At 70.7% G+C, this 18,439-nt stretch carries 18 protein-coding genes; 7 read left to right on the forward strand and 11 right to left on the reverse strand.

Annotated features, from left to right (window positions below; genetic code table 11):
* Nucleotides 1-85 precede the first annotated feature (85 nt).
* Both ACWDA7_RS18610 and ACWDA7_RS18615 read left to right on the forward strand, forming a co-directional pair.
* A complete protein-coding gene (locus ACWDA7_RS18610; protein WP_450605347.1) occupies nt 86-2,311 on the forward strand; it encodes an MMPL family transporter in 2,226 nt (741 codons plus the stop codon).
* Between the two features lie 127 nt (nt 2,312-2,438).
* Nucleotides 2,439-2,945, forward strand: a complete 507-nt coding sequence (locus ACWDA7_RS18615; protein ID WP_450605348.1) for a YbaK/EbsC family protein — start codon at nt 2,439-2,441, stop codon at nt 2,943-2,945.
* A 32-nt stretch (nt 2,946-2,977) separates the two neighbouring features.
* Here the strand turns inward: ACWDA7_RS18615 and ACWDA7_RS18620 are convergent, their stop codons facing one another.
* The 3 genes from ACWDA7_RS18620 to ACWDA7_RS18630 are packed head-to-tail and all read right to left on the reverse strand — an operon-like array spanning nt 2,978 to nt 5,783.
* Nucleotides 2,978-4,183, reverse strand: a complete 1,206-nt coding sequence (locus ACWDA7_RS18620) for a cytochrome P450 (protein ID WP_450605349.1) — start codon at nt 4,181-4,183, stop codon at nt 2,978-2,980.
* A gap of 33 nt (nt 4,184-4,216) precedes the next feature.
* A complete protein-coding gene (locus ACWDA7_RS18625; protein WP_450605350.1) occupies nt 4,217-5,584 on the reverse strand; it encodes an NAD(P)/FAD-dependent oxidoreductase in 1,368 nt (455 codons plus the stop codon).
* Entirely contained in the window at nt 5,574-5,783 is a 210-nt protein-coding gene (locus tag ACWDA7_RS18630) for a ferredoxin (RefSeq protein ID WP_359404705.1), read from the reverse strand. The genes ACWDA7_RS18625 and ACWDA7_RS18630 overlap by 11 nt, the downstream gene beginning before the upstream one ends.
* A 603-nt stretch (nt 5,784-6,386) precedes the next feature.
* On the opposite strand from ACWDA7_RS18630, the gene ACWDA7_RS18635 reads away from it, so the two are divergent.
* From ACWDA7_RS18635 to ACWDA7_RS18645, 3 genes are all read left to right on the forward strand, one after another.
* Entirely contained in the window at nt 6,387-7,280 is an 894-nt protein-coding gene (locus tag ACWDA7_RS18635; protein ID WP_450605351.1) for an NAD(P)-dependent oxidoreductase, read from the forward strand.
* 14 nt (nt 7,281-7,294) lie between these two features.
* Nucleotides 7,295-7,714: a PPOX class F420-dependent oxidoreductase gene (locus ACWDA7_RS18640; protein WP_450605352.1), complete on the forward strand. Its 420-nt coding sequence runs from the start codon at nt 7,295-7,297 to the stop codon at nt 7,712-7,714.
* A gap of 71 nt (nt 7,715-7,785) precedes the next feature.
* Nucleotides 7,786-8,061, forward strand: a complete 276-nt coding sequence (locus tag ACWDA7_RS18645) for a DUF1876 domain-containing protein (protein WP_432928642.1) — start codon at nt 7,786-7,788, stop codon at nt 8,059-8,061.
* A 60-nt stretch (nt 8,062-8,121) separates the two neighbouring features.
* On the opposite strand, the gene ACWDA7_RS18650 is transcribed toward ACWDA7_RS18645, so the two are convergent.
* The 6 genes from ACWDA7_RS18650 to ACWDA7_RS18675 all read right to left on the reverse strand — a co-directional run bounded on the left by ACWDA7_RS18650 (nt 8,122) and on the right by ACWDA7_RS18675 (nt 12,935).
* On the reverse strand, nt 8,122-9,279 hold the full coding sequence (locus ACWDA7_RS18650; RefSeq protein WP_450605353.1) for a serine hydrolase domain-containing protein: 1,158 nt from the start codon (nt 9,277-9,279) through the stop codon (nt 8,122-8,124).
* A 64-nt stretch (nt 9,280-9,343) separates the two neighbouring features.
* On the reverse strand, nt 9,344-9,790 hold the full coding sequence (locus ACWDA7_RS18655) for an organic hydroperoxide resistance protein (RefSeq protein ID WP_450605354.1): 447 nt from the start codon (nt 9,788-9,790) through the stop codon (nt 9,344-9,346).
* Nucleotides 9,791-9,910: 120 nt separating this feature from the next.
* A complete protein-coding gene (locus ACWDA7_RS18660) occupies nt 9,911-10,372 on the reverse strand; it encodes a MarR family winged helix-turn-helix transcriptional regulator (protein WP_450605355.1) in 462 nt (153 codons plus the stop codon).
* 10 nt (nt 10,373-10,382) lie between these two features.
* The gene (locus ACWDA7_RS18665; protein ID WP_450605356.1) at nt 10,383-11,150 is read right to left on the reverse strand and encodes an energy-coupling factor ABC transporter ATP-binding protein; all 768 of its coding nucleotides are present in this window, start codon (nt 11,148-11,150) and stop codon (nt 10,383-10,385) included.
* On the reverse strand, nt 11,138-11,899 hold the full coding sequence (gene cbiQ, locus ACWDA7_RS18670) for a cobalt ECF transporter T component CbiQ (RefSeq protein ID WP_359404724.1): 762 nt from the start codon (nt 11,897-11,899) through the stop codon (nt 11,138-11,140). Before cbiQ ends, ACWDA7_RS18665 begins: the two co-directional genes overlap by 13 nt.
* A 1-nt stretch (nt 11,900) precedes the next feature.
* On the reverse strand, nt 11,901-12,935 hold the full coding sequence (locus ACWDA7_RS18675; RefSeq protein WP_450605357.1) for an energy-coupling factor ABC transporter permease: 1,035 nt from the start codon (nt 12,933-12,935) through the stop codon (nt 11,901-11,903).
* Between the two features lie 158 nt (nt 12,936-13,093).
* On the opposite strand from ACWDA7_RS18675, the gene ACWDA7_RS18680 reads away from it, so the two are divergent.
* Nucleotides 13,094-13,453, forward strand: coding sequence for an SsgA family sporulation/cell division regulator (locus tag ACWDA7_RS18680; RefSeq protein WP_359404730.1), 360 nt, complete (start codon nt 13,094-13,096; stop codon nt 13,451-13,453).
* A 94-nt stretch (nt 13,454-13,547) separates the two neighbouring features.
* Here the strand turns inward: ACWDA7_RS18680 and ACWDA7_RS18685 are convergent, their stop codons facing one another.
* Nucleotides 13,548-15,218, reverse strand: a complete 1,671-nt coding sequence (locus ACWDA7_RS18685; protein WP_450605358.1) for a penicillin-binding transpeptidase domain-containing protein — start codon at nt 15,216-15,218, stop codon at nt 13,548-13,550.
* A 94-nt stretch (nt 15,219-15,312) separates the two neighbouring features.
* The gene (locus tag ACWDA7_RS18690; protein ID WP_450605359.1) at nt 15,313-16,941 is read right to left on the reverse strand and encodes a penicillin-binding transpeptidase domain-containing protein; all 1,629 of its coding nucleotides are present in this window, start codon (nt 16,939-16,941) and stop codon (nt 15,313-15,315) included.
* Nucleotides 16,942-17,403: 462 nt separating this feature from the next.
* On the opposite strand from ACWDA7_RS18690, the gene ACWDA7_RS18695 reads away from it, so the two are divergent.
* Nucleotides 17,404-18,342 (forward strand): MerR family transcriptional regulator, encoded by a 939-nt coding sequence (locus ACWDA7_RS18695; RefSeq protein WP_450605360.1) that lies wholly within the window; start codon nt 17,404-17,406, stop codon nt 18,340-18,342.
* Nucleotides 18,343-18,439 lie beyond the last annotated feature (97 nt).

Below are 18,439 nucleotides of genomic sequence, written 5' to 3' on the forward strand. Positions count from 1 at the left end.
GCCCCCATCTGACGTCACCGCTCACGTCGTCGGGCTGATCACCCCTGCCCTGAACACCCCCACGACCTGACCGGAGTACGCCCCCGTGGCCACGTTCCTCTACAAACTCGGCCGACTCGCCTTCCGGCGACGGCATTTCGTCGCCCTGATCTGGGTGGCGCTGCTGACGCTCGCGGGCGTCGGTGCCGCCAGTGCTCCCGCGGCGGGCTCCTCGTCCTTCTCCATCCCGGGCACCGAGGCCCAGAAGGCCTTCGACCTGCTGGAACAGCGCTTCCCCGGCATGAGCGCCGACGGCGCGACCGCCCGTGTCGTCTTCAAGGCACCGGGCGGGGAGAAGGTGACCGCCAAGGGCAACAAGGCGGTCGTCGAGAAGACCGTGAGGGAGCTGCGCGACGGCTCCGAAGTCGTCTCCGTCGCGGACCCGTTCACCGCGCACGCCGTCAGCAAGGACGGCACGATCGCCTACGCGCAGGTGAAGTACAAGGTCTCCGGCATGGAGCTGGAGGACGCCTCCAAGGACGCCCTGAAGGAGGGCGCGCAGCACGCGCGGGACGGCGGGCTGGCCGTCGAGATCGGCGGTGACGCGCTGTCCGCGGTACCGGAGACGGGCGCCACGGAGGTCATCGGCATCGCGATCGCCGCGGTCGTCCTCGTCATCACCTTCGGTTCGCTGGTGGCGGCCGGACTGCCCCTGCTCACGGCCCTGATCGGGGTCGGCATCGGAGTCTCCACGATCACGGCGCTGGCGAGCGCGCTGGACCTCGGCTCGACCACCTCGACGCTGGCGACGATGATCGGCCTCGCGGTCGGCATCGACTACGCGCTGTTCATCGTCTCCCGCTACCGGGGCGAACTGGCCGAGGGCCGCGAGCGCGAGGAGGCGGCGGGCCGGGCGGTCGGCACGGCCGGTTCGGCGGTGGTCTTCGCGGGTCTGACCGTCGTGATCGCCCTCGTCGGCCTCGCCGTCGTGAACATTCCGATGCTCACCAAGATGGGTGTCGCAGCGGCCGGCACGGTCGCCATCGCCGTGCTGATCGCGCTGACGATGATCCCGGCGCTGCTCGGCTTCGCGGGCCGCAAGGTCAAGCCGGCGGGCGAGAAGAGCCGGATGCTGGGCGGCGGCCGGGCCACCGCCAGGAAGAGCCGCCCCAACATGGGCACGCGCTGGGCGAGCTTCGTCGTGCGCCGCCCCGTCGCCGTGCTGCTGCTCGGCGTCATCGGACTCGGCGCCGCGGCCGTTCCGGCGACCAAGCTGGAACTGGGCCTGCCGGACGACGGTTCGCAGCCCACGTCCACGACGCAGCGCCGGGCCTACGACCTGCTGTCGGAGGGTTTCGGACCCGGCTTCAACGGACCGCTGATGGTGGTGGTCGACGCCAAGGAGAGCGACAGTCCGAAGGCGGCGGTCGCCACGGTGACCGACGACATCAAGGGCCTCAAGGACGTCGTGACGGTGACGCCCGCGACGTACAACAAGGCCGGTGACACGGCGATGATCACGGTCATCCCCGGTTCCAAGCCGTCCTCGGCCACGACCGAGGACCTGGTGCACGGCATCCGGGACGCGGGCGCCGGCATCAAGGCGGACACCGACGCGCAGGTCCTGGTCACAGGTACGACGGCGATGAACATCGACGTCTCGCAGAAGCTGAACGACGCACTGATCCCGTATCTGGCGCTGGTGGTCGGCCTCGCCTTCCTCCTGCTGATCGTGGTCTTCCGCTCGATCCTGGTGCCGCTGAAGGCGGCGCTCGGCTTCCTGCTCTCGGTGACGGCGGCGCTCGGCGCGGTGGTCGCGGTCTTCCAGTGGGGCTGGCTGTCCGGCCTGATGGGCGTCGAGGAGACCGGCCCGGTGATGTCGATGATGCCGATCTTCATGGTGGGCGTGGTCTTCGGACTGGCGATGGACTACGAGGTCTTCCTCGTCACCCGTATGCGGGAGGCATACGTCCACGGGGAGAACCCCGGCCAGGCGATCGTGACGGGCTTCCGGCACGGGGCGCGGGTCGTCACCGCGGCCGCGATCATCATGATCGCCGTCTTCTCCGGCTTCATCGGCTCCAGTGAGTCGATGATCAAGATGATCGGCTTCGGGCTCGCGATCGCCGTCTTCTTCGACGCGTTCGTGGTGCGGATGGCGCTCGTCCCGGCGGTACTGGCGCTGCTGGGCCGCAAGGCCTGGTGGCTGCCGAAGTGGTTGGGCCGCATCCTGCCGAACGTGGACGTGGAGGGCGAGGGGCTGCGCTCGCGCCAGGGCGGCGAACGCAGGGACCCGGACGCGGACCCGGACCGGGAACTGGTACGGGTCTGAGGCCCCGACCGATGGATACGGACTGCCGCGCCACCGCCGGAGGTGGCGCGGCAGTCCGTTGCGCGCTCCGGGCGCGCCGACCGGAATTCATTCGCTGTACACATAACCGGCCGCTAGCCTGCCGGTCATGACGACGCCCGCCGCAGCGAACTCCGCAGCCCACCCCCGATTCGCCGAGGCCCTCGAAGAGCTGGGGCTCGGTGAGCTCCACGGCCGGATCCGGCGCTTCCCGGACGCGACCCGGACCGCGGCCGAGGCCGCCGCCGCGATCGGGTGCGAGCTCGGCCAGATCTGCAAGTCGCTCATCTTCACGGCGGACGGCTCGCCGGTGCTCGTCCTCATGGACGGGTCCTCCCGGGTCGACCTGGAGCGCGTCCGGGAGGTGCTCGGCGCCGCCGAGGTGACCCGGGCCAGGGCGGACCTCGTGCGGGAGACCACCGGGTACGCGATCGGCGGGGTGCCGCCCTTCGGGCACCGTACGAAGACGCGGGTGCTCGCCGATCGGTCACTGCTCGACCACGACACGGTGTGGGCCGCCGCGGGCAACCCGCACGCGGTCTTCCCGATGAACCCCGAGGCTCTGATCGCCCACGCGGGCGGCACGGTGGTGGACGTGCGCGAGCAGTCCGCCTGACGCCGCCCGTCACCCGGGGGCCGGTGCGTGGTTCAGAGCGCGATGGGCAGGTGGCGGGGTCCGCGCAGCATGGCGTTGCTCCGGTAGGGCGGTGGGTCCTGGAGCAGGGTCGCGGGGGCCAGACGGGGGATCAGCGATCCGAGTGCGGTCTGGGCTTCGATGCGGGCGAGCGGCGCGCCGTAGCAGAGGTGGATGCCGCTGCCGAAGCCGAGATGCTCGTTGTCCGGGCGGGTGGGGTCGAACCGGTCCGGGTCGTGGAACCGCTTCGGGTCCCGATTGCCCGATGCCAGCGCGAGCACCACGGAGGTCCCCTTGGGAACGGTGATGCCCGCGACGTCCACATCGGCCAGGGGACAGCGCTCCCGCATATGGACCGGGGGCTCGTAGCGCAGTAGTTCCTCCACCGCGCGCGGGAGCAGGCCGGGTTCCCGGTTCAGCCGCTCCAGCTGGTCGCGGTGGCGCAGCAGGGTGAGGACGCCGTTGGTGATCAGGTTGACCGTGGTCTCGTGCCCGGCGATGAGCAGCAGAACGGTGGTCTGCGCCAGCTCCTCGGTGGTGAGCCGCATCGCGGGGTCAGGTTCGTTGATGTACGCGGAGAGCAGGTCGCCGACCGGCCGGTCGCGGCGTTGTTCGGCGAGGTTCACCAGGTACTGGCCCAACTCGCGTCGGGCCTGGTCGCCTGTCCGGTCCCGCTCGGTGGTGTCTTCCTTGGGCCCGATGTCGGCGGCCGCGACGATCGTGTCGGTCCATGCCCGGAACATCGGCTCGTCCTCGCGCGGCACGCCGAGCAGCCGGCAGATGACGGTGACGGGCAGGGGATAGGCGAAGTCGTCGACGACGTCGATCTCCTCGCGGTCCCGGAGAGAGTCGAGCAGTTCCCCGGTGATGCGGGTGATCTCTCCGCGCATGGCGTCGACCCGGCCGGGGCTGTGCGGAGGGCCGAACGGCCGCATGGCCAGGGAGCGCAGCCTCTGGTGTTCGGGGTCGTCGAGTCGCAGGAACGGCGGCTGCAGCGCCGTTTCGGACAGGTCGGGGGACGGGGCGCTGAGGCTGCGGACGTCCGCGCTGATCCGCGGGTTGTGGAGCAGGGCGAGGATTTCGTGGTAGGAGCCGACCAGATAGCTGCCGTCTTGCTGCCGCACCACCGGACCGGCCTCGCGGAGTTCCGCGTACAGCGGGTAGGGGTTGGGGCGGTTGGAGTAGTCGGTGATCCGCTCCAGCAGCGTGTCGGCGGTCATGGGGGGCTCCTCGTGGACAGGCGGGGCGGTGGATCATCCGGTGGGCCGCATCAGGGCCAGTCGGCGGTCCGGCAGATGACCGGTGAGCGCGACGGTGGGGCCGTGGGAGAGCCTGCTCGGATCCGGCACGTCGGAGGGGACCGGGACCTCGGCTGCCAGGGGACGGTCCGACGCGCCGGGCGCGGGCGGGAACGGGGCGGCGGTCTCGATCTGGTCCTGGTAGAACTCCAGCGACTTGGCCATGTTGACGGTGACCGCCGCCGTGATGCGGCCCCGGTAGCCGTAGACCATCGCCAGGCGGCGCGCCTCCAGCGACCCCTGGGCGATGACCACCTGGTCCGAGAAGGTGGGGACGCCCACCGACTTGATGTTGAGCCCGAACTGGCTCGACCAGAACGTCGGGACCGACAGGTGCGGGCGCCGCAGCGGTCCCGGATTGACCATGTTGTGGGCGGCCACCTCGGCCTGGTCCACCGCGTTGCGCCAGTGCTCCAGCGACAGCATCTGGTAGTCGAACAACGGGTGCGGGAAGCGGGAGACGTCGCCGGCCACGAAGACGTCGTCGGTGACGATCCCGTACATGTTGAAGGCGCGGCACCCGGCGTCGCAGGCGATTCCGCGCGGGCCCGCGGCCAGCCCGGATTCCGCCAGCCATTCCACGTTGCGGACCGCCCCCATGGCCACGATGCACACGTCCGCGTCGACGCGGTTGCCGTCCGACAGGTCGGCGCCGGTGAACCGGCCGTTGCCGCGCAGCGCGGTGACGGTGACCCCGCAGCGCAGGTCCACGCCGTGGTTCCGCTGCATGGCGGCGGCGAGCTTCGCCAGCGTCCCGCCGAGCGCGCCCACCAGCGGCGCGGGGCCGCGTTCGGTGACCGTGACCTCGAGACCGCGCTCCCGGCAGGCCGATGCGATCTCCGAGCCGGTGAAGCCTCCGCCGATCACCAGCACCCGGCGCGGCCCGGCAGCCAGCCGCTCGGCCAGCAGCCCCGCGTCCTCGCTGGTGCGCAGGGTGAACACCCCGTCCAGGGCGGCCTCCTGGGGGTCGGGCCAGGGCCGCGCCCGCGTCCCGGTGGCGATCAGCACCCGGTCGTAGGGCACCGCCTTCCCGTCGGCCAGCAGTACCTGCTTGTCGATCAGATCCAGTCCGGTGGCGCGCACCCCGAGCCGCCACTCCGCGTGCGGGTCACGGCGCACGGGCAGCGCGGTGGCGTTCGCCGCCACCTTGCCGAGCAGCACCTGCTTGGACAGCGGCGGACGGTCGTAGGGCGGGTGGGGCTCGTCCCCGATGACGGTCAGGGAGCCGGTGAAGCCCTTCTCGCGCAGCGCCTCGGCGGCCCGCAGCCCGGCCAGTGACGCGCCGACGATGACGATCCGGCCCTCCCGGAGGTCACCGGACACCGGCGCCCACCTCCTCACCGACCAGGATGGCCTGGACCGGACACGCCGCCGCGGCCTGGTGCACGCGTTCGCGTTGTTCGTCTGGGACATCGGGGTTGTACAGCAACGCCTCTTCGCCGTGCAGCTCGAACACCTCCGGCGCGAGGAACACGCACTGCGCATAGCCCTGACAGCGGCTGAGGTCCACCACGATCTGCATCTCGACCCGCTCCTCACCGACCACCCGGAAACACGACGCCCCGTTCCGTTTCTACCGCCGGGGTGGGCCCCGCGCCGGGGGCTGTTGGGCCATCCGGGGCCCGGAGCGGCTCGGGTGCCTCGCCGTGCCGATCACTGTCGGCGCGGCGATCCGCGCGGTCTTCGCCGAGACGCGCCTCGGTGGGCCGAGCAGCGCGGCGTCCGGCCCGCCGGTGGCCGGAAGCGGCCCGATGCCGCACCTCGGCCGGCCGGTCCTCACCCGGCCCGGAGCGTGTGCCGGAGGGTCCGGCACGTGCCACGCCGAGTGGCGGCGCATCGCGCGGCGGCCGACGATGCCCAGAGGAGAGGTCGCCCTTTCATGACCACGCAGCACCTCGGTGCGGAAGCCGTGCCGCGACGGCGTCAACGGCGTCGGCCTCCCGAACGGCGGAGGGTCCGTCTGGACGCAGACCGGCCGGCGCGCAACCGGCCGGGCGGAGACCCGGTGCGTGACGGCCGGCGGGTCCGGTTCGAGCGGACTGGTCCGCCCCCCGTCGGGGAAGGCGCGCGGCTGAGCGAGCATGGTTAGCGCACTACTCACCGTACGGATCAGGAAGTTGACGTCATGACGGACAAGCTCACCGTGAGCGTTCTGGGCACCGGGATCATGGGTGCGGCGATGGCCCGCAACCTCGTCCGCGCCGGACACACCGTCCGCGCCTGGAACCGCACCCGCGCCAAGGCCGAACCGCTGGCCGCCGACGGCGCGCTCGTCGCCGACACCCCCACCGAGGCCGTACAGGGCGCAGATGTCGTCCTGACCATGCTGTACGACGGCAGGGCCGTGCAGGAGGTCATGCGGGAGGCCGTCGGCGGGCTGCGTTCGGGGATCGTCTGGGTGCAGTCGACCACCGTGGGGATCGAGGACGTCGGCGATCTGGCCGCCTTCGCCCAGGAGCACGGACTCGTCTTCTACGACGCCCCGGTGCTCGGCACCCGCCAGCCCGCGGAGGCCGGGCAGCTGACCGTCCTCGCCGGTGGCCCCACCGAGAGCAGGGACGCGGTGGCCCCCGTCTTCGACGCCGTCGGCGCCCGTACGCTCTGGACCGGCGAGGACGGTGCGGCGGGCAGCGCCACCCGGCTGAAACTGGTGGCCAACAGCTGGGTCGTCGCGGCCACCGCCGCGGTCGGCGAGGTGCTCGCCCTGGCCAAGGGCCTGGGGGTGGATCCGCAGAACTTCTTCGACCTCATCGGCGGCGGCCCGCTCGACATGGGCTACCTGCACGCCAAGGCCGATCTCATCCTGAACGGCAAGCTGACTCCGGCCAGTTTCGCGGTGGCGACCGCCGAGAAGGACGCCCGTCTGATCGTGCAGGCCGGTGAGCGGGGCGGCGTCCGCCTCGACGTGGCCGCGGCCGCGGCCGAACGATTCCGCCGGGCCGCCGCCCAGGGTCACGCCGACGAGGACATGGCCGCCGCCTACTTCGCGAGCTTCGACGAAGAGCCCCCCTCCCACTGACCGAGGAGTCCTACGTGTCCAAGCCACCGCTGTCCTCCGAGGCTCAAGCCATGCTGAGCCGTGCCAACCCCAGCGTGATCTCCACCCTGCGCGCCGACGGCGCGCCCGTGTCCACCCCCACCTGGTACCTGTGGGAGGACGGCCGGGTGCTGGTCAACATGGACGAGGGCCGGGTACGCCTCCAGCATCTGCGCCGCGACCCGCGGGTGAGCCTCACCGTCCTGGACAAGGACCAGTGGTACACGCACATCACCCTCATCGGCCGCGTCACCGACATCCACGAGGACGAGGGCCAGGTCGACATCGACCGCATCTCCGAGCACTACACCGGCAAGCCGTATCCGGACCGGGTGCGCGGCCGGGTCAGCGCCTGGATCACCATCGACAGGTGGCACGGGTGGGGAGAGTTCAAGGACAGCGACCAGGCGGGGTGAGCCGTGTCCGCACCGTGCGCGGGGCACCGAGGAGGAGCACTCTGGAATCAGCGGTTCCGGAGGTGATCGTCATGATGCACACCGCGGTCGGTTGGCATGTGGAACTCGAATTCGAGGAGGACGAGCAGCGTACGCGGGCAGCGGCGCTGGTGCGGCTCCCGGACGGGAACGAGGTACGGTCCCGCGGGTATGCCAGCCGTCACCACACCGATTCGAATCAGCCCCGTGTAGGGGAGGAGATCGCGGGGGCCCGCGCGCTCAACGACCTCGCCATGCAGTTGCTCACGAAGGCGCACGAAGAGATCGACGAGTCGTCGGGCAGGACGTCCCGCCCGCTGACGCACTGACTGCGTCCCGGTGATGCCCGTACGCCGCACGCGTACGGGCATCACTCCGTGCGGCGGTGGCTACGGCAGAGACGACCGCACCGCACGCACCAGGGCCTGCGCCCGCGGGTCCGCCGTCACGCTCTTGCGGAAGCCGTTGGTGACATAGCCGAAGGCGATTCCCGACTCGGGATCGGCGAAGCCGAGGGCGCCGCCGCGGCCGGGGTGGCCGAAGGAGCCGGAGGCGAGAAGCGGGGACGCGCTGCCGTGGAGCATGTAGCCGAGGCCGAAGCGGGTGGTGACCACCAGCACGCGGTCGGGGCCGGCGGACGCCTCCGTACGGGCGTGTTCCAGAGTCCGGGGCGCGAACAGGCGTATGCCGTCCACCTCGCCGGTCAGCGCCGCGTAGAAGCGGGCGAGGCCGTCGGCCGTCGCGATGCCGTTCGACGCCGGGAGGACCGCGGCGCGGTAGGCCGGGTCGTTCTCGTCGGGCAGCGGGGTGATCGCGGCGAAGGCGCGGCGGGTGAGGCTGCCGGGGTCCGCGTACGCGTCGGCGACCGCGCGCTTGGGGCGGGTGCGCAGCGCGCCGTCCCGCACGGTCTCCTCGACGAGGCCGACCCGGCCCACGCGGTGCGCCTCGGCCTCGGGCAGACCCACCCACAGGTCGAGGCCCAGGGGCCCGGCGATCTCCGTCGCGATCCACTCGCCGATCGACCGGCCCGTCACCCGGCGCACCAGCTCGCCCGTCAGCCAGCTGTACGTCTGTGCGTGGTAGCCGTGGTCCGTGCCGGGCTCCCAGGCGGGTGCCTGCGCGGCCAGCGCGGTGGCGGCCAGGTCAGGGTCGGCGGCCTCGACGGGGGTGAGCGGACGGTCCAGGACGGGTACGCCGGCCCGGTGCGCCAGTACATGCCGCACCAGGGTGTGCTCCTTGCCCTGTGCCTTGAACTCGGGCCAGTAGTGGCCGACCGGGGCGTCCAGGTCCAGCTCCCCGCGCTCGCTCAGCATCAGGAGAACGGCCGCGGCCACGCCCTTGGTCGCCGACCGGACGATCTGAGCGGTGTTCCGCTCCCAGGGGTCCGTCCCGTCGACGTCCCGCGTTCCGGCCCACAGGTCCACGACCTTGCGCCCGTCCCGGTACACGGCGACCGCCGCCCCGCGCTCACCGAGCGTCTCGAAGTTGCCCGCGAACGCTTCCCGGACCGGCTCGAAGCCCTCGGCCACCACGCCGTGCACGTCCACGCCCGTGTTCCCTTCACTCGACCTGCGACAGTGAGTAGAACACGGGTTCCCCGCCTTGGATTCCTCAGCCCAGAACGATCGTGACGTCGATATTGCCGCGTGTGGCGTTCGAGTACGGGCAGACCGCGTGGGCCGCGTCCACCAGCTCGGCCGCCACCTCCTGGTCGAGAACCGGCAGCGAGACACTCAGGGCGACCGCGAGGCCGTAGCCGCGATGCTTGTTGGGGCCGATGCCGACCTTGGCGGCGACCGTGGAGCCGGTCAGGTCGTAGCCGGCGCGGTTGCCGACCAGGATGAGCGCGTTGTGGAAGCAGGAGCTGTACCCGGCGGCGAAGAGCTGCTCCGGATTGGTGCCGTTGCCATCGCCGCCCATCTCCGACGGCATCGCGACCCGCAGTCCGATATGGCCGTCCTGGCTGGTGACGTGCCCCTCCCGGCCGCCGTGCGCGGTGGCCTCGGCCACGTACATGATCTTCATCGGACGGGTGTCGACAGCGGCACCTTCGCTCACGGCAGGATCTCCCCCGGGACGGACACAACGACAGGCAACACAAGTGTGTGCAAGTACATCGCGCACAAGGTACCGGTCGGTAGGTAGACGGGGTAGTCCAGGGGGTGAATCTTCCGGCGGTCAGCGGGCGCGGTCCGCGGCGGCCTCCGCCTTCTTCGCCAGCCGCCACAGCTCCTCGCGCAACCGGGCCGCCTCGCCTGTGCCCAGTCCGGTCGCCGACAGCAGGGTGTGCGGGACGTGCCCTGCGCCCTCCCGCAGTTGTTCACCCCGCCGGGTGGGCGCGACGAGCACCGAGCGCTCGTCGTGCGCCGACCGCTCCCGGCGCACCAGGCCGGCCGACTCGAGCCGTTTGAGCAGCGGCGAGACGGTGCCGTAGTCGAGCCGCAGGGCCGCGGCCAGTTCCTTGACAGTGGTCTCGCCGCGTTCCCAGAGCACCAGCAGGACGAGGTACTGCGGGTAGGTGATGCCGAGTTCGTCGAGGAGTGGACGGTACGCCGCGGTGACGGCGCGCTGGGCCGCGTACAGCGCGAAGCACAGCTGGTCGTCCAGCAGCAGCGACGCGGCGTCCTCTTCGTTCGTCACACGCCCATTGTCATGGACGGGCCGTGTCGGCAGGCACCGAACGGGGATCGAAGCCGAAGGGGAGCTCCAGACGGTGGGCGCGCATGAGCACGTCGTCGGCGAGGAGTTCGCCCGTCTTCCCGTCCGCCGCGATCACGCCTTCGCTGAGGATCAGCGAGCGCGGGCACAACTCCAGCGCATACGGCAGGTCGTGCGTGACCATCAGGACCGTGACGTCCAGGGACCGCAGGATGTCGGCGAGTTCGCGCCGCGAGGCGGGGTCGAGGTTCGAGGACGGTTCGTCGAGGACGAGGATCTCCGGCTCCATGGCCAGGACGGTGGCCACCGCCACCCGGCGGCGCTGGCCGAAGGAGAGGTGGTGTGGCGGACGGTCCTTGAAGGCGGCCATCCCCACCTGTTCGAGGGCGCGGTCCACACGGTCCTCCAGCTCGGCGCCCTTCAGGCCGGCCGTCGCGGGCCCGAAGGCCACGTCCTCGCGCACGGTGGGCATGAAGAGCTGGTCGTCCGGGTCCTGGAAGACGATGCCCACCCTGCGCCGGATCTCGGCCATGTGCCGCTTGCCGACGGGCAGTCCGGCGACCTTCACCGTGCCCGTGCCACCGGTCAGGATGCCGTTGAGATGGAGCACGAGGGTGGTCTTCCCGGCACCGTTCGGCCCGAGGAGCGCGACCCGTTCGCCGCGCGCGACGGTGAAGTCGACGCCGAACAGGGCCTGGTGGCCGTCGGGATAGGCGAAGGCCAGTCCGGTCACTTCCAGCGAAGGTGTCACAGGGTCCATCCCAGCAGGCAGACGATGAGTGCGGCGGAGGGCAGGGCGAGCGCGTAGGACCACTGAGCGCGGGACGCCGTCACCTCGTCGATGACCGGCATCGAACCGGTGTAGCCCCGGCTCACCATGGCCAGATGGACCCGCTCGCCGCGCTCGTAGGTGCGGATGAAGAGCGCGCCCGCGGATTTGGCGAGCACGCCCCAGTGGCGCAGGCCCCGGGCCTCGAAGCCGCGGGACTCCCGGGCGATCCGCATCCGCCGCATCTCGTCGGTGATCACGTCCCCGTAGCGGATCATGAACGTGGCGATCTGCACCAGGAGGGGCGGGAGCTTGAGGCGCTGCAGCCCGAGGAGCAGTTCGCGCAGTTCGGTGGTGGCGGCGAGCAGGACGGAGGCGGCGACGCCGAGCGTGCCCTTGGCCAGCACGTTCCAGGCGCCCCACAGCCCGTTGACACTGAGCGAGAGACCGAGGACGTCGATCCGCTCGCCCTCCGCCACGAACGGCATGAGCACCGCGAACGCGACGAAGGGGACCTCGATCAGCAGACGTCGGAGCAGGAAACCAGCCGGCACGCGGGCCGTGTGTGCGACCCCGGCGAGGAGAACGGCGTACAGCGCGAACGCCCACATCGCCTCGCGCGGCGTGGACACCACGACGACAACGAAGGCGAAGACGGCGGCGAGCTTGGTGTGCGGGGGCAGTGCGTGCACGGGCGAGTGCCCGTGCCGGTACAGCCGGTGTGCGTGGCCCGCACCCATGTCAGGCCACCGAGGTGGTGTCGTCGGCGCGGCGTCGGCGGACGGCCCAGAAGACCGCGCTGCCCGCGACGACGGTGACCCCGACGCCGATCACGCCTGCGAGACCGCCGGAGAGGCGGGCATCGCCGATGTCCTTGACGCCGTAGCCGGCCAGCGGGGAGTCGGCGGCCGCGTGCGGCTTCGCCTTCTGGCTGACCCCCTGGTCCGTGGCGACCTTCTCCAGGCCGTCCGGGTTGGCGGAGGCGTAGAAGCTGACGAATCCGGCGAGGACGAGGGAGGTGACGAGACCGGTGATCCACATCCCCCGGTGGGAACGGGCCGCGACGGGCACGGGCTCGGCGGCGGGCGCGTCGACCAGTTCGCCGCCGACGCGCAGTTTCAGACGCTGCTGCAGACCCCGGGCGCCGTGGACGAGGTCCGGGCGTACGGCGATGACGGCTCCCACGGTGAGGGCGGTGATGATGGCCTCGCCGATGCCGATGAGGACGTGGACGCCGATCATCGCGGTGGCGACCCTGCCGATGGGGACGTCGGTGGTGCCGCCGACCGCGTAGATCGCGGTGAAGACGACGGCGGCGGCCGGTACGGAGACCAGCGCGGCGACGAAGGAGGCCACGGTGACCGAGCGGCGCGTGCGCGGGAGGACCCGGACCAGCCCACGGAAGACCGCGTAGGCGACCACGGTCGTCACGATCGCCATGTCGGTGATGTTGACGCCAAGGGCGGTCAGGCCACCGTCGGCGAACAGGATGCCCTGCATGAGCAGGACGACGGACACACACAGCACCCCGGTGTAGGGGCCTACAAGGATGGCGGCCAGCGCCCCGCCCAGCAGATGTCCGCTGGTGCCGGCTGCGACCGGGAAGTTCAGCATCTGGACGGCGAAGATGAACGCGGCCACCAGGCCGGCGAGCGGCGCGGTGCGTTCGTCGAGTTCGCGCCGGGCACCCCGGAGGCTGACGGCCAGGGCGCCCGCGGCTATGACACCGGTCACGGCGGACGCGGGTGCGTTGATGAATCCGTCGGGTACATGCACCGTAAGAGGATAGCGGCTTATTGCGAACCCTTTGCAAGAGCCAGGCGAACGTCGATACGGCGAGCTCGCATCGAAAGCCCCTTTTATCCAAATATGCGACATTAGAGGAGTGGCGGATTCACCTGTTGCGTGGGTGACGCAGCGTGAGGAGCAATCCGATGACAGTAGTGGAACAGTACGCTCGAGCCCATGTGGTCACGGACTCCCCGGACGCTCCGGACGCCGTCCCCATCGTTCTGCGCTATGACCCCGACGCCGATCCGCGCTCCGTCCGCATCGGCCTGCCCGGCCCGCACGAGTGGGCGTTCTCCCGGGACCTCCTGGAAGAAGGTCTGCGCGCCCCCGCGAGCACGGGTGACGTCAGAATCTGGCCCTGCGGCCGGGTCCAGGCAGTGATGGAATTCCACTCCAAGCAGGGCGTCGAGGTGGTGCAGCTGGAGTCGAAGGCGCTGCTGCGGTTCCTGCGGCGTACTTATACGGCGGGAGCGCCGGTGGTACGGCCGGTGCCCCAGGCCTAGCAGGACTCACGCCGGGGACGGTCGCCCCCCCCGTCGTGAGCATGCACCGGGCGGGCCCGTGTGGACGGGCCCGCCCGGTACGTGTCGGTCCCGCTCAGCTTCCCGCGCGCAGCAACGCCGCCACGATCGGTCCCGCCGAGTCGCCGCCGTGGCCGCCCGCCTGGACCACGCCCGCCGCGGCCAGGTCGCCCTTCCAGGCCGTGAACCAGCCGTTGGGCTGCTTCTGGCCGTCGACCTCGGCCGAGCCGGTCTTGGCGCCGTAGTCCGGGCCGAGGCCCGCCATCGCCTGGGCGGCCGTGCCTGCCGCCGCCGTGTACTGCAGGACTTCCTTCAGCTGGGCCTGGGTCGACGCCGACATCGTGCGGGTCGCCTTCGCCAGCGTGCGGTTGTCCACCGCGGGCGAGACCAGGTACGGCTGGTGGAAGACGCCGGTCTTGGCCGTCGAGACCACCGAGGCCATGTTCAGCGGGTTCATGCGGACGCCGCCCTGGCCGATCAGGGACGCCGCCATCTGGGCCGCGCTCTGCACCGGGACCGTGCCGTCGAAGGACGGTACGCCGATGGCCCAGTTGTTCATGCTCAGACCGTAGATCTGCTGTGCGACCTGGGTGAGGTCGGCGTCGTGCAGTTTCTCCGCCTGACTGATGAAGGCCGTGTTGCAGGACCGCGCGAAGCTCGCCTTGAACGTGCCGTTCTTGATCTCGAACTTGTCGTCGTTCTGGAACTTCCAGCCGCCGTACGTCACGTACTTGGGGCAGGGGTGCGGCTTGTCCACCTGCGCCAGGTTCTTCTCGAACAGCAGCGTCGACGTCACGATCTTCATCGTCGAGCCCGGCGCGAGAGAGCCCTGGAACGCCACGTTGAAACCGTGGTTGGAGTTCGCCACCGCCAGGATCTCGCCCGTCGACGGGCGCATGACGACCACGGACGCCTTGTCCTTCGTCGTCACCTCCTGCTCCGCCTTCGCCTGGAGCGCGGGGCTCAGCGTCGTCTTCACCGTGCCCGGCGTGCCCTCGCTCAGCGTCACCAGCGTCTTGTCGGGTGTCTTCTGGGTGCCCTTGGCCGCCGCCTTGCGTACGATCCGCAGCTCGATGCCCGCCTTGCCGCCGGCCTTCTTCCCGTACTTCTCCCGCAGGCCGTCCAGGACCGTGCCGAGGGAGGGGTACTTGGCCGTCGTCAGCTCGCCACCGTCCCGGTCCAGGGCCTTGATGGGGGGCGTCCCGGCCTCGCCGGTGACCAGGCGGTCCCCCTCGGTGAGGTCGGGGTGTACCACGGACGGCTGCCACCGCACGAGCGGCGCGCCGTCCTTGGCCCGGCGTACGACCGTCAGCTTCGACGCGTACGCCAGCGGCTTGCTCTTGCCCTGGTAGGACACCGTCGCCTTGACGGAGAAGGGGACGGAGGCGCCGGAGGGCGTGCCACGGGTCAGGGTCACGCCTGTGATGTGCGCGTCCTTGCTGTAGCCCGTCAGGGTCTGGGTCGCGGCGGACGAGTCGTCCGTGGCGGCCGCCGCCTTCGCCACGTCGCCCTTCTGCCAGGCGGTGAGGAACGCCGCGGCCGTCGTACGGACCTCGGACGCGGACGGTGGGCCGGTCTTCGCGGGCCTGAGGATGCCCTTGAACGCCTTGCCGTCGTCGGCCGCCGCGCCACCGCTGAGCAGGCTGTAGGCGCCGACGGCCCCGACCACGCCGACGAGGGCGATCAGTCCTCCGATCACCAGCGGCTGATTCTTCTTGCGCTCGGCGACGCGCCTTCTCTTGCCCACAGCTCCCGATCCTCCGCAGTCCCCAGGTCCCCCGTTGCCCTCACGCTCCTCAACGAGAGCACCACACTAGAGTCCCGGGGTTACAGGGGTGACTTCAGCCGCCGGTTCGTAGCACAGCTGCGACGATAGGACCGGCCGCGTCGCCGCCGTGGCCGCCCTCCTGGGTCATGGCCGCCGCCGCGACGTCGCCCCGGTAGCCGGTGAACCAGCTGTTGGACTTCGTCTGGCCGTCGACCTCCGCGGACCCGGTCTTCGCCCCTATGTCGCCACCGAGTCCCGCCATGACGTGTGCGGCCGTGCCCTGGGTCGCCGTCAGCCGCATCATGGCCCTCAACTGGGCGACGGTGTTCGCGGACAGGCCTCTGGCCTGGGCCAGTTGGCGGCCGTCGAGCTTCGGCGAGACCAGGTAGGGCTGCCGGAACGCGCCGGTGGTGGCGGTCGCTGTGACCGACGCCATGTTCAGCGGGCTCATCTGGACCTGGCCCTGGCCGATCAGATTGGCCGCGGTGTCCGGGCCGCCGGAGGCGGGCACCGACCCGTCGAAGGAGACGATGCCGGTCTTCCAGTTGTTGCGCCCGAGCCCGAAGCGGTCCTCGGCCTCGCGGGTGAGCGAGTCGACCTTCACGGCGTCCGCGTACTTCACGAACGCCGTGTTGCACGACCGCATGAAGCTGTTGGCGAGCGTGGCCCGCTCGTTGGGGAGGAGGCCCTTGAGGTTGTGGAAGGTCTGGCTCTGCCAGACGGCCGAGTCGGGACAGGGCGCCGGACCGTTCATGCTGGTGATGCCGTTGTCGATGAGCGTCGCCGCGCTGATGACCTTCATCGTGGAACCCGGCGCGAGCCGCCCTTCGAAGGCGGCGTTGAACCCGTCCTGCCGGTGGTTGGCGACCGCGAGCACCTCGCCGGTGCTCGGCTTCACCGCCACCACCGAGGACTCCGCGTACTGTCGCACCGCATGTTCGGCCGCCGCCTGGGCGGTGGCGCTGATCGTGGTGTTCAGCTTGCCCGGGGTGCCCTTGGCCAGGGTCAGCAGGGTCTTGCCGGGTGTGTTCGGGTCGGCGCGCTCCACGGACAGTTCGATGCCTGGCTTGCCACCGGCCTTGTCGCCGTACTTCTCGCGCAGCGCGTCCAGAACGGGGCCGAGCGAGGGGTACTTGGCCCCGCTCAGCACCACGCCGTTGCGGTCCACCGCCTCGATCGGCGGAACCTTGGCCTCACCGGTGACGAGCGTGTCGCCCTGCTCCAGGTCGGGATGGACCACGGACGGCTGCCAGTCGACCAGCGCCCGCCCGGTGGTCTTCCCACGCACGACCGTCAACTCGCTCTTGTAGCCGAGCGGTTTGGACTTCCCGGCGAAGGACACCGTCGCCTTCACCGAGAAGGGCACCGAGTCCCCGCTGGGCGTGCCCGCCGTGATGTGCGCCTTGGTGATGTGGGCGCTGGTGCCGTACGCGGTCAGCAGAACCTCCGCGGCCGCGGCGTTGTTCGTGAGCGAGGCCGCCGTGGCCGCGTCGCCCTTCGCCCAGGCGGCGAGGAACTTGGCACTCGCCTCCTTGACCTCGCTCGCGGACGGCGGCCCGGTCTTCACCGGTGCCGGGCCGCCGGCGTTGCTCGCGGTACTCGTGTGCAGCGCGTGCAGAACGTTGTATGCGCCGTACCCGGCGCCTCCCACCATGACCGCGAAAACCCCGCCGACTATGGCGGTCTTGACCCCCTTGCGCATGGCGCGTCGCCCCCTCCCCGTAGGTCTCGCACTGTAAGCGGCGGGAGGGGAAGGTGTGACCACCATGCATGATTGTTGTCCGAAGCGTGATCAGGGATGTGACTTGGACCTGGGTATTTGGTCACATCTGTGAACACCGTGCGTCGACCGGCCCCGTCTTGCGCACTGTGCTCGCCGCCGGGCACATGAACCACTACCGCATCCCCCATGCATGGATGAGGCTCTCCAGACGCGCCCAGAAGGCGGCACGGGACTGTGTGTCTGACTGCGCTACAACGGCCCCGCACCGAGACGCACAACCTCGAACTCTCGCGGACAGTCCTCGCAGGTCACGGGTGATCCTGCTGCAGGTCGCGGAGTCGCATGCTCCTGTCAAGGCCTGTGGATGAGAGATGGTTTGCTGCTGGCCGGCAGGCGAAGGAGGCTTGAGTCTCCCGTAGGGGGAGGCGCAAGGGTGGGGGCATGGACGGCGACACGCTCTACTCGATCGGTGACCTGGCTCGGCGGACCGGGTTGACCGTCAAGACCATTCGGTTCTATTCCGATCGCGGAATCGTGGCGCCGACTGATCGCAGCCTGGCCGGCTACCGCCTCTACGACATCGAAGCTGTCGCACGCCTGGACTTCGTGCGCACGTTGCGTGACCTGGGACTGGACCTTCCCACGATCCGGAAGGTCGTGGACCAGGAGCTCTCCCTCACCGAGGTCGCGGCAGCGCACGCCGAAGCCCTGGCGGTGCAGATCAGCACCCTGCGCCTGCGACGCGCGGTGCTGACGGCGGTAGCCAAGCGCGGGGCCACCCCTGAGGAGACGGATCTCATGCACAGACTGGCCAAGCTCTCCGAGGACGAACGCCGACGTCTGATCGACGACTTCCTCGACGCCGTCTTCGGCGGTCTCGGCGCTGACCCCCACTTCGCTGGGGTCAGGCGCTCGATGACCCCCGAGCTGCCCGACAACCCCGAGTCCGAGCAGGTCCAGGCATGGGTGGAGTTGGCCGAACTGTCCCAGGACCCGGACTTCCGTGCCAGCGTGCGGCGGACGGCTGAGAACCATGCGGCCGAGCGCGCCGAAGGCGACACCGCGGTCCTGCACCGCGACCCCGTCGCAGCGGTCCGCAACCAGGTCCGTCCAGCCTTCATTGCCGGCATCGAACCAGCCTCGCCCCAGGCCGATCCGACCGTCGCGGCGCTGACGGTTCACTACGCGCACGTCGTCGGCCGTCCCGACGACGTCGCACTTCGCCGCCGGCTGCTTGCCCTGCTGGAGACCGCGAACGACCCCCGCAGGCAGCGGTACTTGGAGCTGCTCGCAGTGATCAACGGCTGGCCGGGCCCCGAGAACCTGTCCCCAGTACTCGACTGGTCCATCCAGGCCCTGCGTGCCCGCATCCCTGGATAGTTCGAACCGGGATTTCCGTATCGGGACGAACCCGCGTGCCGTGTCCTGGGCCGCTGGACGACGCATGGCCGTCACCGGGACCAACGGAATGGGCGGG

It is taken from the genome of Streptomyces sp. NPDC001156, from assembly GCF_053598275.1.